The organism is Methylobacterium sp. 17Sr1-1 (assembly GCF_003173775.1).
Classification (GTDB): Bacteria; Pseudomonadota; Alphaproteobacteria; order Rhizobiales; family Beijerinckiaceae; genus Methylobacterium.
In genome coordinates this window covers 2540150-2553556 of sequence record NZ_CP029552.1, presented here as the reverse complement: position 1 = coordinate 2553556, position 13407 = coordinate 2540150, and the positions used below count along the sequence as shown (strand labels likewise).

Annotated in this window: 10 protein-coding genes; 3 read left to right on the top strand and 7 right to left on the bottom strand. The window is 72.3% G+C overall.

Annotated elements, in window-relative coordinates; all coding sequences use genetic code 11:
- The first annotated feature begins 18 nt into the window (after nucleotides 1-18).
- On the top strand, nucleotides 19-873 hold the full coding sequence (locus tag DK412_RS11570; RefSeq protein WP_109972067.1) for a prephenate dehydratase: 855 nt from the start codon (nucleotides 19-21) through the stop codon (nucleotides 871-873).
- Between the two features lie 304 nt (nucleotides 874-1177).
- On the opposite strand, the gene DK412_RS11565 is transcribed toward DK412_RS11570, so the two are convergent.
- The 4 genes from DK412_RS11565 to DK412_RS11550 all read right to left on the bottom strand — a co-directional run bounded on the left by DK412_RS11565 (nucleotide 1178) and on the right by DK412_RS11550 (nucleotide 4027).
- Nucleotides 1178-1903: an SOS response-associated peptidase gene (locus DK412_RS11565; RefSeq protein ID WP_109972066.1), complete on the bottom strand. Its 726-nt coding sequence runs from the start codon at nucleotides 1901-1903 to the stop codon at nucleotides 1178-1180.
- A 14-nt stretch (nucleotides 1904-1917) separates the two neighbouring features.
- Entirely contained in the window at nucleotides 1918-2913 is a 996-nt protein-coding gene (locus DK412_RS11560) for a magnesium transporter CorA family protein (protein ID WP_109972065.1), read from the bottom strand.
- 146 nt (nucleotides 2914-3059) lie between these two features.
- A complete protein-coding gene (locus DK412_RS11555; protein WP_109972064.1) occupies nucleotides 3060-3530 on the bottom strand; it encodes a YbaK/EbsC family protein in 471 nt (156 codons plus the stop codon).
- Between the two features lie 200 nt (nucleotides 3531-3730).
- On the bottom strand, nucleotides 3731-4027 hold the full coding sequence (locus DK412_RS11550) for a hypothetical protein (protein WP_109972063.1): 297 nt from the start codon (nucleotides 4025-4027) through the stop codon (nucleotides 3731-3733).
- A gap of 178 nt (nucleotides 4028-4205) precedes the next feature.
- Between DK412_RS11550 and hrpB the strand changes: the two genes are divergently transcribed.
- Both hrpB and DK412_RS11540 read left to right on the top strand, forming a co-directional pair.
- Nucleotides 4206-6695: an ATP-dependent helicase HrpB gene (gene hrpB / locus DK412_RS11545; RefSeq protein ID WP_109972062.1), complete on the top strand. Its 2490-nt coding sequence runs from the start codon at nucleotides 4206-4208 to the stop codon at nucleotides 6693-6695.
- A 186-nt stretch (nucleotides 6696-6881) separates the two neighbouring features.
- The gene (locus DK412_RS11540) at nucleotides 6882-9338 is read left to right on the top strand and encodes an EAL domain-containing protein (RefSeq protein WP_109972061.1); all 2457 of its coding nucleotides are present in this window, start codon (nucleotides 6882-6884) and stop codon (nucleotides 9336-9338) included.
- A gap of 95 nt (nucleotides 9339-9433) precedes the next feature.
- Here DK412_RS11540 and DK412_RS11535 read toward each other — a convergent pair whose 3' ends face one another.
- From DK412_RS11535 to aroA, 3 genes are all read right to left on the bottom strand, one after another.
- On the bottom strand, nucleotides 9434-11056 hold the full coding sequence (locus DK412_RS11535; RefSeq protein WP_109972060.1) for an ABC-F family ATP-binding cassette domain-containing protein: 1623 nt from the start codon (nucleotides 11054-11056) through the stop codon (nucleotides 9434-9436).
- Nucleotides 11057-11329: 273 nt separating this feature from the next.
- Entirely contained in the window at nucleotides 11330-11962 is a 633-nt protein-coding gene (cmk, locus tag DK412_RS11530; protein ID WP_109972059.1) for a (d)CMP kinase, read from the bottom strand.
- 8 nt (nucleotides 11963-11970) lie between these two features.
- Nucleotides 11971-13320, bottom strand: a complete 1350-nt coding sequence (gene aroA / locus DK412_RS11525) for a 3-phosphoshikimate 1-carboxyvinyltransferase (protein WP_109972058.1) — start codon at nucleotides 13318-13320, stop codon at nucleotides 11971-11973.
- Between the last annotated feature and the right edge of the window lie 87 nt (nucleotides 13321-13407).

The window sequence follows — 13407 nt, the reverse complement described above, 5'->3', positions numbered from 1 at the left end:
TTTCCGAAAGCCGCGACGATGAACCGACAGATCTCCTACCAGGGCGAGCCCGGTGCCAACTCGCACATCATCATCCAGGAGGCCTATCCGGACTGGACGCCGCTCCCCTGCGCCACCTTCGAGGACGCGCTGACGGCGGTGCAGGACGGCTCGGCGGCTTTGGGCATGATCCCGATCGAGAACTCGATCGCCGGCCGCGTCGCCGACATCCACCACATGCTGCCGGCGTCGGGCCTGCACATCGTCGGCGAGCAGTTCCTGCCGATCCACTTCCAGCTCATGGCCCTGCCGGGCGTGCGGCTCGACGAGATCCGCACCGTGCACAGCCACGTCCACGCGCTCGGGCAGTGCCGCAAGATCATCCGGCGCCTCGGCATCAAGGCGGTGGTCGCCCCCGACACCGCCGGCGCCGCCCGCCAGGTCGCCGAATCCGGCGACCGCACCCGCGCCTCGCTCTCGCCGCGGCTCGCCGGCGAGATCTACGGCCTCTCGATCCTGGAGGAGGACGTCGAGGACGAGGCGCACAACACGACCCGCTTCGTGGTGCTCTCCCGCGAGCCGGTCCTGCCGCCGGTGGGTGACGGCCCGACGGTGACGAGCTTCATCTTCCGGGTCCGCAACATCCCGGCCGCGCTCTACAAGGCGCTCGGGGGCTTCGCGACGAACGGCGTCAACATGACCAAGCTCGAGAGCTACATGGTCGAGGGGCAGTTCACCGCGACCCAGTTCTACGCCGAGGTCGACGGCCATCCGGAGGAGCCCGCCTTGCGCCGGGCGCTCGACGAGCTGGCGTATTTCTCGAGCGCGTTCCGGATCATCGGGACGTATCCGGCGCATCCGTTCCGGGAGAGCGCCCGGCCGCCGGCGGAATAAGACCGGTTTCTCTTCAATTAACACAATACAAGGTGATCGCTGGATGCCCTCTCCAGGCGATGCCGGGCTTGCCAGAGATCCTTGCCCGGTATCGCTGCACGGTGTGGGAGAGGGGTGGGGGCGATCGAAGATCGCGCGAGGGTGGAGACGGTGCCGCAGGAGAACTGAACTGTTCCGCTGCCAGCACGACGGCTCGCGCTTTACTGCGGAAGCGCGCCACCCTCACCCCTAACCCCTCTCCCACACGGGAGAGGGGACGCGCTCTACTTTCGATGGTCGGTGCAATTTTCGACCGAGTCATCGATCAAAACAACGACCTCTGCGCCTCCGTCCTCCGCTCCGGCGGTGGCGGCGCCGGCGCGTCCTCGTCCGGCCGCAGCAGCCCGGCCTCGTCGTTCCGCACGTCGTTCACCCGCCGGCTCGCCGGCCCCAACTCCAGCCACTCCTCCGGCGCCGGCCGGCACAGGCCGCTCGCCCGCCCGGCATCGACGTCCCGCAGGTCGAGCCATTGGTCGACCGCCTCCGGCGACAGGATCGCCGGCATGCGTTCGTGGATGCCGGCGAGCAGCCCGTTGGCGCCGCAGGTGACGATCGCCGCGGTGTCGATCTCCGAGCCGTCGCGGCTGCTCCAGGTCTCCCACAGGCCGGCGAGCGCCATCGGCCGGCCGTCGGCGCGGCGGATCGCGTAGGGCGCCTGGCCGCGGGGACCGCCGCGGCGCCACTCGTAGAAGCCGTCGGCGAGAAAGATACAGCGCCGGTAGCGCAGGGCATTGCGAAAGCTCGGCTTCTCGATCGCGGTCTCGATCCGGGCGTTGATCACGAGGGGAAACTCGTCCGGGTCCTTGACCCAGGCCGGCAGGAAGCCCCAGCGCATCAGCACGAAGCGCCGCCGCCCGTGCTCGGAGGTCACCACCGCCACCGGCTGGGTTGGCGCCACGTTGTGGCGGGCCGGGAAGTTCGGCTGCTCGGCGTACCCGTAGAACTCCCGGAAGCTCTCGGGCGACGAGGTGACGAAGAAGCGGCCGCACATGCCCCGAAAACCCCCTACAGCCAGCGCTTCCAGCGGAAGAAGGCATAGGGCAGGATCGCCGCCACCACCATCATCACCACCGCCATCGGGTAGCCAAAGCCCCAGTCGAGCTCCGGCATCACCTTGAAGTTCATGCCGTACATCGAGGCGATCAGGGTCGGCGGCATGAACACCACCGCCATGACCGAGAACAGCTTGATGATGTTGTTCTGCTCGAGGTTGACGAGGCCGAGGGTGGCGTCGAGCAGGAACTGGATCTTGCCCGAGAGGAAGCTCGCATGCTCCTCCAGCGACTGGAGGTCGCGCAGGGTCGAGCGGACCTCCTCGCGGATCTCGCGCGGCGCCTTGCTGGCGCGGTAGCTCGCCGAGAGCGAGAGCAGGATGCGCTCGACCGAGACCAGGCTCTCGCGCTGCTGCGACAGGAGCTCGTTGTGGCGCCCGAGCGCCCGCAGGGTGTCCTGCAATTCGGCGTTGCGGGCGCTCGGGTCGGAATGCTCGGCGAAGATCAAGCGCGAGAGCCTGTCGATCCGCTCGCCCTGGAGCTGGAGCACGTCGGCGGCGCGGTCGATCACGGTCTCGATCAGGCCGGCGAGGATCGCCTCGCCGGTCAGCATCACCCCGGCCGGGCGCGCTGCCCGGTGCACGAACATCCGGAACGCCTGCGGATCGTCGTAGCGCACCGTGGCGAGCTTGTTGTCGCGCAGGATGAAGGTGACACCGGTGAGCCGGGCGTCGTCGGTGTCGACCTTGCACAGGAGCCGCCCGGTCATGTAGCGGGCGCCGTTCTCGACGTAGAGCAGCTCCGAGGGTTCGATGTCCTGCATCTCCTCCCGGGTCGGGATCGAGATGCCGAGGAAAGCCTCGACCTTGTGGTCTTCCTGGCGGGTCGGATCGATCAGGTCGATCCAGAGCGCGTCCGGCGGGATCGGCTCCGACATCTCGAGCAGGCGCCGCTCCAGGAGCGGCTGACCGGTGCTGGCGCAGGCGTTCGGCTGATGGACGAAGATCAAGGGCGGTCTCGGACGACGGTGACGCGACGGAGGGGCCTTGTGGCCCGGCCGCTTGAAGGCTCCGTGACAGCTAGGTCGCGGGAGCCCCGAATGTCGATGACGCCGGATCCACAGCCGCCAGTGTTTTCGCCTGAATGGATTCCCGCTCACGCCTCGGGCGGCTGGCAGACGTCGATCCACTCGGCCCCCGTCAGCGCGGCCATGCGCTCGGGCGTGATGCGCACGGCGCTGTTGGGGGAGCCCGCCGCCGGCACGACCTCGTCGAAGGCCTTGAGGCTGACGTCGCAATAGACCGGAAGCGGCGTGGCGAGGCCGAACGGGCAGACCCCGCCGACCGGATGGCCGGTGATCGCTTCGACCTCCTCCGCCCCGAGCATCCGGGGCTTGGCCCCGAAGGCAGCCTTGGCCTTGCGGTTGTCGAGGCGGGCGTCCCCGCGCGCCACCAGCAGCACCACGCGCTCGCCGAGGCGCAGGGACAGGGTCTTGGCGATGCGGGCGGGCTCGACGCCGTGGGCGGCCGCGGCGAGCGCCACGGTGGCGGAACTCGCCTCGGTCTCGAGCACGGTAAGATCGGGGGCGCGCGCGGCGAGGTCGGCCTTGACGGAAGCGAGGCTCATCGGCGGGCGGGCCCGCGCGGGAAGGAAGCGGTCACGGGTGGGCTCTCAAACGATCGAGGGAAGCCTGTCCGGCTCCCCTCGCCCAGCGCGGTGTCGCGCGCAAGTCCCGTCTTGCAAGTCCCGTCTTGCAAGTCCCCGGTCGCATCCCGATGGCGACAACGCCGTTACGGGCGCGCGGCGTCGCGCGCCCGCCATGCCGCTCAGTAACGCGGGCCGCCCGTGGTGTTGCCGAGCTGCTGCTGGAAGCCCGGGCGCGACGGGTTGCGGGCGTTCGGGTCGCCGGCGCGCATGTTGTTGCGGCGCATATGGCGGCGCATGTGGCGGTCGTGGCGCTTCATGCGGTGATAATGGTGGTGGCGGCGCATGGCGACGTGCTCGACCGTCGACTCCGCGCCGGCGACGGCCGGGGCCGGGCCGGTCACGGCGGCCGAGGCCGGGGTCATGGCGAGACCGCCCAGTAGAACGCTCGCCGCCAGCGCCAGGGTCAGGGACTTCATCGCGATATTCTCCAGCCGGTGGCCCCCTCGGCCAACCCAACCGTCAATCTCCCGCCCCCCGCGCGGTTCCGCTGCGACACCGGAAATCATCGGGAAAAATTCCGCAGAGGCTGCGTAGGGCCTGCCGGCCTCCGGTCCGGGCTTGCGCCCTCGGCACGCCTCCGCCATCCCGGCGCCCATGCGCGCCGTTCCCTCCCTGCCGATCGAAGCCGTCCTCGGCGACCTCGCCACCGCCCTGGCGGAGCCCGCCGGCCGGCCCAACGCGGTGCTGGTGGCCCCGCCTGGCGCCGGCAAGACCACCCGGGTGCCGCTCGCCCTCTTGGAGGCGCCCTGGCGCGGCGACCGCCGGATCATCCTCCTGGAGCCGCGCCGCCTCGCCGCCCGGGCGGCGGCCGAGCGCATGGCCGCGACCTTGGGGCAAGCGGTCGGCGAGACGGTGGGCCTCCGGGTGCGCCTCGGCTCCAAGGTCTCGGCCCGCACCCGGATCGAGGTCGTCACCGAGGGCGTGTTCGCCCGCATGATCCTCGACGATCCCGAGCTCGACGGCGTCGCCGCGGTTCTGTTCGACGAGTTCCACGAGCGCTCCCTCGACGCCGATCTCGGTCTCGCGTTGGCGCTCGACGCGCAAGGGGCCCTGCGCGAGGACCTGCGCCTCCTGGCGATGTCGGCGACGATCGACGGCGCCCGAGTCGCCGCGCTGATGGGCGACGCGCCGGTGATCGTCTCGGAGGGCCGGGCCTTCCCGGTCGAGACCCGCCATCTCGACCGCGACCCGCGCGAGCGCATCGAGGACGCGGTGACCGACGCGGTGATGCGGGCGCTCCGGGCGGAGCCCGGCTCGGTCCTCGCGTTCCTGCCGGGCCAGGCCGAGATCCGCCGCACCGAGGAGCGCCTGCGCGAGCGCCTCGCCGACGTCGCGGATGTCGACCTCGCCCCGCTCTACGGCGCCCTCGACCGGGCCGAGCAGGACCGGGCGGTGCGGCCGAGCCCGGCGGGACGGCGCAAGGTCGTGCTCGCCACCTCCATCGCCGAGACCTCGCTCACCATCGAAGGCGTGCGGGTGGTGGTCGATTCGGGCCTCGCCCGGGTGCCGGTCTACGAGCCGGATCTGGGCTTGACCCGCCTCGTTACCCAGCGCGCCTCCCGCGCCTCCGTCGACCAGCGCCGGGGCCGCGCCGGCCGCACGCAACCCGGTGTCTGCTACCGGCTGTGGGCCGAGGCGGCGACGGGCGCGCTGGAGCCCTTCACCCGGCCCGAGATCCTGGCCGCCGACCTCGCCGGGCTGGTGCTCGACTGCGCCGCCTGGGGTGTGGCCGACCCGACGACCCTGCCCTTCCTCGACCCGCCCCCGGCTCCGGCGCTGGCGGAAGCCCGCGCGCTGCTCGCCGGCCTCGACGCTCTCGACGGCGACGGCCGCCTGACCGCGGCCGGCCGGGCTCTCCGGGCCCTCCCCCTGCCGCCGCGCCTCGCCCGCATGGTGGTGAGCGCCGCCGAGCGCAGCCGCGCGGCGGCGCGGGACGCGGCCGACCTCGCCGCCGTGCTGGTGGAGCGCGGCCTCGGCGGTGACGCCGTGGACCTGACCGAGCGGGTCGAGCGCTGGCGCCGCGACCGTTCAGGGAGGGCCGAGGACATGCGCCGCCTCGCCGCCGGCTGGGCGAAACTGGCGACGGGCATGGTCGCGCCGGCGGGCGGCGAGGCGCCCGAGACCGGCACGCTGCTCGCGCTCGCCTACCCGGACCGGATCGCCCGGGCCCGCGGCCGGCCCGGCGAGTACGTCCTCGCCAACGGCCGCGGCGCCGCCCTCGACCCCGCCGCGGGCCTCGCCCGCGAGCCGTTCCTGGCGGTGGCCGAGATCGTCGGCAAGGCCTCGGCCGCGCGCATCCTGGCGGCGGCGCCGATCGCGCTCCCGGCCATCGAGGCGCTGTTTCCCGACCGGATCGAGGCCCGCACCCGGATCGAGTTCGATCCCGAGGCGCGCGCCCTGCGCGCCCGTGCGCAACGCCGCCTCGGCGCGGTCGCGCTGGCCGAGCGGATCCTGCCGGTCCCGCCCGACGAGGGCAGCGCCGCGATCCTGGCCCGCGGCCTCGCCGCGCTCGGAATCGGCGCCCTGCCCTGGTCGAAGGCGGCGCAGCAATGGCGCGAGCGGGTGATGTTCCTCCGCTCCGCCGAGGGGGAGCCATGGCCCGACCTGTCGGATGCCCACCTCGCCGAGACCCTGCCCGACTGGCTCGGCCCCCATCTCTCGGGCCTCACCCGCCTCGACGAGATCGGCGCCGACCGGCTCTCGGACGCCCTGCACGATCTCGTGCCGTGGTCCTTGCGCGCCCGGCTCGACGCCGAGGCGCCCACCCATCTCGAGGTGCCGACGGGCTCGCGCATCCCGGTCGACTACGCCGCCGAGGGCGGGCCGGCTTTGGCGGTCCGGGTGCAGGAGCTGTTCGGGCTTACCCGCCACCCGACCATCGGCGGCGGCCGCGTGCCCCTGGTGCTGCACCTGCTCTCGCCGGCCCAGCGCCCGATCCAGATCACCCGCGACCTGCCGGGCTTCTGGCGCGGCTCCTGGGCGGCGGTGCGCGCCGACATGCGCGGCCAGTATCCCCGCCATCCCTGGCCCGAGGACCCGACCACCGCCCCGCCGACCCGGCGGGCGAAGCCGCGGGGGACGTGAGGCGGCGGATCTGGTTCGCCAAGCGCGACTGGTTCCAGGTGCCATTCGGACCGGGAGACGCTTCGCACCGTGTCGAGGGCCGCCGGTCCCCGACCCACAGGTAGCAGGAACCCGCGGATACAATCCGAGAAAGGAAATCGCAGCGATTTTGTGAGACCCAAGGGGACGCCCGTAGAAGACCGCGTGATGCTGCCCGACGATCTCGATCTCGACATCCTCGCCGCCGACTGGGTCTGGGAGACCGACGCGGGCTTGCGGCTGACGAGGGTGCGCGGGCGCTACGCGGCGCTGACCGGCGCGGCCGAGCCGCTCGGGCGCCCCTGGCCGGGGCTCGACGGCGACCCGGACGACGACGCGCCGCTCCGGAGCCCGATCCCGTTCCGGGACGTGATCCGGCCGCACCGGCACCGGGACGGCCGGACCCGCTGGTTCCGGTTCGGCGGGGCGCCGCTGCTCGCCGCGGACGGGACCGTCACCGGGTGGCGCGGGCTCGGGGCCGAGCTGTCCGGGCCGGCCGTGGCGGAGCGCGAACAGGCGCAACGCTGCGAGGAGCAGTCGCGACGGTTCGATGAGCAGTCGCGACGCTTCGAGGCGGTGGTGGAGAACCTGCCCCTCGGCGTCAGCCTGTTCGATGCCGACCTGCGGCTGACCGCCCATAACGCGCGGCTCCGCGACATCTTCGGGCTGCCGCAGGAGCTGCTGCGCCCCGGTACGCCGCTGGAGCGCATGATCCGCACCAGCGCCGGCGCGGGCAACTACCCGCATCTGAATCCCGACGAGGCCTGGGACTACGCGTCCGCGCGCATCGCGCAGCGGGTCCGGCTCCAGCGCGAGCGGCACCTGCCGAACGGCGTCCTGCTCAAGACCACGATCGCGCCGCTGCCGGACGGCGGCACCCTGGTGGTGCACGAGGACGCGACCGACCGGGCGCGGGCCGATGCGCGCCTGGCCGAGCAGAACCGCTGGCTCGACCATGCCCTCGCCCACATGTCGCACGGCCTCGTCCTGTTCGACGCCGAACACCGGGTCACGGTGGTCAACCGGCAGTTCCTCGACCTTTACGGCCTGTCGCCCGAGACGGTGCATCCGGGCATCACCGCCGAAGAGCTGATCCACCGCCGCACCGAGGCCGGCAACTTCCCGGGCCTGCGGCCCGAGGAGGCCTGGCTCCAGGTCAGCGAGCGGCTGGCCACCCGCGCCCGCTACCGGCTCGACCAGACGCTGAGCGACGGACGGGTCATCGCCGTCACCTACGCGCCGACCCCGGAGGGCGGCTTCGTCACGGTGCACGAGGACGTCACCGCCGCCAAGCGCGCCGAGGCGCAGATCGTCCACATGGCGCGCCACGACGCGCTGACCGGCCTGCCCAACCGGGCCCTGCTGCACGAGGGCCTGGCCGAGGCTCTGGCGCAGGCGCCGGCCTCGGGCGGCGCCACGGCGGTCCTGTGCCTCGACCTCGACCGGTTCAAGACCGTCAACGACACCCTCGGCCACGCGGTCGGCGACAAGCTGCTGCGCGAGGTGACCGCCCGGCTCGCCGCGGCGATCCGCAACGAGGCCGGCCTCGCGACCCTGGCCCGCCTCGGCGGCGACGAGTTCGCGCTGGTCCTGCGGCCGACCTCGCGCTTCCGCGCCGGACGCCTCGCCGGCCGGCTGATCGAGGCGGTCGGGCGCGACTACGAGATCGACGGCCAGCGCGTCGCGGTCGGCCTCAGCATCGGGATCGCGCTCACCCCGACCGACGGGCAGGATCCCGAGGGCCTGCTGCGGGCCGCCGACATGGCGCTCTACCGCGCGAAGGCCGAAGGGAGAGGCGTCCACCGCTTCTTCGAGCCCGCGATGGACGTGGCGATCCAGACCCGGCGCAGCGTCGAGCTCGACCTGCGGGCGGCGCTCGCCGAGCAGCAATTCGCCCTGGCGTTCCAGCCGTTCCTCGACCTCGCGACCAACCGGATCGCCGGATTCGAGGCGCTGGTGCGCTGGCACCACCCGGTCCGCGGCGTGGTCAGCCCCGCCGCCTTCGTGCCGATCGCCGAGGAGACCGGCATGATCGTGCCGCTCGGCGAGTGGGTCCTGCGCCAGGCCTGCCGCGAGGCGGCGCGCTGGCCGCAAGCCCTCCGGGTCTCGGTCAACCTCTCGCCGGTGCAGTTCCGCACCGGTGACATCGACGCCACCGTGATCGCGGCCCTGCGCGACGCGGGGCTCGATCCCCATCGGCTCGAACTCGAGATCACCGAGGGGGTGCTGCTGCAGGACAACGCCTCGACGCTCGCCATCCTGCACCGCCTGAAACGGCTCGGCGTGCGGATCGCCATGGACGATTTCGGCACCGGCTACTCGTCGCTCGGCTACCTGCGGGCCTTCCCGTTCGACAAGATCAAGATCGACCGCGCCTTCGTGGCCGACCTCGCGGTGCGGCCCGACGCGCTGGCCATCGTGCGGGCGGTGACGACGCTGGCCGACAGCCTCGACATGACCACGACCGCCGAGGGCGTCGAGACCGAGGAGCAGCTGGCGCATCTGCGGGATGCCGGCTGCACCGAGGTGCAGGGCTACCTCATCAGCCGGCCGGTCCCGGCGGAGGCGGTGGCGGCGATGCTGGTGGATCGGTGCTCGGGCGGATCGACTCTCTCGACGGCTTGACCATCCACAGGGTCATCCCGGGCTCCGCTTCGCGGCCCCGGGATGACCCTGTGGCTTTCAGGGCTGTCCCTGAAGGCGGAACCGGCTCCACCCCCTCAATGCCGCAGGCCCGGCGCCTCCCGCCCGGTCTTCTCGACGTATTCCGAATACCCGCCGCCATACTGATGGATGCCGTCCGGCGTCAGCTCCAGCACCCGGTTCGACAGGGCGGCGAGGAAGTGCCGGTCGTGCGAGACGAACAGCATCGTGCCCTCGTACTGGGCGAGCGCGGCGATCAGCATGTCCTTGGTGCCGACGTCGAGGTGGTTGGTCGGCTCGTCGAGGACGAGGAAGTTCGGCGGGTCGTAGAGCATGCGGGCCATGGCGAGCCGCGCCTTCTCGCCGCCCGAGAGCACCCGGCAGCGCTTCTCGACGTCGTCGCCCGAGAAGCCGAAGCAGCCGGCGAGGGTCCGCAGCGAGCCCTGGCCGGCCTGCGGGAAAGAATCCTCCAGGAACTCGAACACCGTGCGCTCGCCGTCGAGGATGTCCATCGCGTGCTGGGCGAAGTAGCCGAGCTTGACGCTGGCTCCGATCGTGACGGAGCCGGCATCCGGCGCGGTGGTGCCGGTGGCGAGCTTGAGCAGGGTCGACTTGCCGGCGCCGTTGACGCCCATCACGCACCAGCGCTCCTTGCGGCGGATGCCGAAATCGAGCCCGTCATAGATCGTGCGGCTGCCGTAGCTCTTGCGCACCGATTTCAGGCTGATCACGTCGTCGCCCGAGCGGGGTGCTGCGGGGAAGTCGAAGGCGACGCTCTGGCGGCGGCGCGGCGGCTCGACGCGCTCGATCTTGTCGAGCTTCTTCACCCGGCTCTGCACCTGGGCGGCGTGCGAGGCGCGCGCCTTGAAGCGCTCGATGAACTTGATCTCCTTCGCCAGCATCGCCTGCTGGCGCTCGAACTGCGCCTGCTGCTGCGCCTCGTTCTGCGCCCGCTGCTGCTCGTAGAAGGCGTAGTCGCCCGAATAGGTCGTGAGCGAGCCGGCGTCGATCTCGATGATCTTGCCGACGATCCGGTTCATGAACGCCCGGTCGTGCGAGGTCATCAGCAGCGCGCCGTCGAAGCCCCGGAGGAAGTCCTCGAGCCAGATCAGGCTCTCGATGTCGAGGTGGTTGCTCGGCTCGTCGAGCAGCATCACGTCGGGGTTCATGAGCAGGATGCGGGCGAGCGCGACGCGCATCTTCCAGCCGCCCGACAGGGCGCCGACATCGCCCTCGATCATCTCGGGCGAAAAGCTGAGGCCCGCCAGCACCTCGTGCGCCCGGCCCTCGAGCGCGTAGCCGCCCAGTTCCTCGAACCGCCCCTGCACCTCGCCGTAGCGCTCGACCAGCGCCTCCATCTCGTCGGCCCGGTCGGGATCGGCGAGCGCCGTCTCGATCTCGCGCAGCTCGGTCGCGATCTCGCTCACCGGGCCGGCGCCGTCCATCACCTCGGAGAGAACGCTGCGGCCGGCCATCTCGCCGACGTCCTGGCTGAAATACCCGATCGTGATGCCGCGATCGGACGAGACCTGGCCCTCGTCGGGCTGCTCCTCGCCGGTGATCATCCGGAACAGCGTCGTCTTGCCGGCGCCGTTGGGGCCGACGAGCCCGACCTTCTCGCCGCGCTGCAACGCCGCCGAGGCCTCGATGAAGAGGAGCTGGTTGCCGTTCTGCTTGGCGATCTTGTCGAGGCGGATCATGGGAGGCGGGTGTCCGAAGTGGAGGGCGCGGCGGATCGCGCGCGATGTCGAGAACGATCTGCCACGGCTTCGTGGCGGAGGGGTGTCAGGTGACCGATGTTCGACTGATACGGCTTCTGCGTGACCTGATGCAGATTCAATAAAGCGCGGGCTCCCCTCTCCCACTCGGGAGAGGGGAGCCGAGCTTTATCTTTGTTCGAACGGATCAAGGGGAAAAACGAATCATCTCAGGACGATGTCGTGGGTTGGGATGGAGGAAGCGTGCCCCGGCGGTCAGTCCCTCGCGCCGCCCCGCCCCTCGACCACGTCGGTGGCGGCCCGGAAGGCGGCGTCGGCGTCGAGCGCCGTGGTGTCGAGCACCACCGCGTCCTCCGCCACCCGCAAGGGGGCGGCGTCGCGGTCGGCGTCGCGGGCGTCGCGGCGCAGGATGTCGGCCAGCACCGCCTCGTAGGGAACCGGATCGCCGCGGCCGTCGAGCTCGCGGTGGCGGCGCCGGGCGCGCTCTTCCGCCGAGGCGGTGACGAACAGCTTCACGGCGGCGTCCGGGCAGACCACGGTGCCGATGTCGCGCCCGTCGAGCACGGCGCCCTCGGCCGAGCCGGCGAAGCGGCGCTGCCAGTCGAGGAGCGCGGCGCGCACCGCCGGTTGCGCCGAGACGATCGAGGCCGCCTCGCCCATGGCGCTGCCGCGCAGGCGCGGATCGGCGAGGAAGGCCGGCTGGAGCGCCTGCGCGGCGGCCTCAGCCGCGGCCGCGTCGGCGAGGTCCCGCTCCGCGTCGAGGAGCGTCAGCGCCACGGCCCGGTAGAGCAGGCCGGTATCGAGGTGGGGCAGGCGGTAATGCTGCGCCAGGCGCTTGGCCAGCGTCCCCTTGCCGGAGGCCGCCGGCCCGTCGATCGCGATGATCATCGGCGCCCTCATGCGTCGAGGCGTGCGCCGAGCGCCCGCATGTCGGCGAGGAAGGCGGGGTAGCTCGTCGCGATCATCGCGCCGTCGTCGACCGTCACCGGCCGGCGGGCGACCAGGCCCAGGACCAGGAACGCCATGGCGATGCGGTGGTCGAGATGGGTCTCGACCGTGCCGCCGCCCTGCGGGGCAGCGCCGTCGCCGTGGACGATCAGGTCGTCGCCCTCGACGACGTGAGAAACGCCGTTGACCCTCAGCCCCGCCGCCACCGCGGCGAGGCGGTCGGATTCCTTCACCCGCAATTCGTGCAGGCCCTGCATCCGGGTGGTGCCGTGCGCGCAGGAAGCCGCCACCGCGAGCACCGGGTACTCGTCGATCATCGCCGGCGCCCGCTCGGGCGGCACCGTCACGCCCGTGAGCCGGCTGTGGCGCACCCGCAGGTCGGCGACGGTCTCGCCGCCCTCCTCGCGCCCGTTCAGCCGCTCGATGTCGCCGCCCATCTCGATGAGCGTGGTGAGGAGGCCGGTGCGCAGGGGATTCATCATCACCCCCTCGATCACCACCTCGGAGCCCGGCACCACGAGGCCGGCGACGAGCGCGAAGGCGGCCGAGGACGGATCGGCCGGCACCACCACGTCGGTGGCCTTCAGGGTCGGCTGGCCGGTGAGCGCGATGCGCCGGCCGTGGCCGCCGGGGCCGATCGCCTCGACCTCGACATGGGCGCCGAAGAGACGCAGCATCCGCTCGGTGTGGTCGCGGGTCGCGGCGGCCTCGACCACCGTGGTGACGCCGGGTGCGTTGAGCCCGGCGAGCAGCACCGCCGACTTCACCTGCGCCGAGGCGACCGGGCTCTCGTAGGTGATCGGCACCGCCTCGCGGGGGCCGCGCAGGGTCAGCGGCACCCGGCCGCCCTCGGCCTGCTCGACGACCGTGACGCCCATCTGCACCAGCGGATCGAGGATCCGCCGCATCGGCCGCTTGCGGAGCGAGGCGTCGCCGTCGAAGGTCGCGGTGACCGGATGGCCGCCGACGACGCCCATCATCAGCCGCGAGCCGGTGCCGGCATTGCCGAAATCGAGCACGCCCTCCGGGTCCGACAGGCCGCCGACGCCGACCCCACGCACCCGCCAGCGCCCCTCGCCGTCGCGGTCGATCCCGGCGCCGAGCGCCTTGGCGGCGGCGGCGGTGCGCAGCACGTCGTCGCCCTCCAGGAGGCCCTCGATCCGGGTCTCGCCGAGGCTGAGCAGCCCGAGGATCATCGCCCGGTGCGAGATCGACTTGTCGCCGGGCGGCCGCAGCCGGCCCCGCAGGGCCGTCCCGGCCTGGGCGGTGATCGGGGACGGAATGGAATCGTGCGACACGGGCAGACGGCCTGGTTCTCGAGAATCGCGGAAAGGAGCGCGGGAAAACGGCCGGGTCGTTACCACGCGGGCCTCGCCGCGTCATCC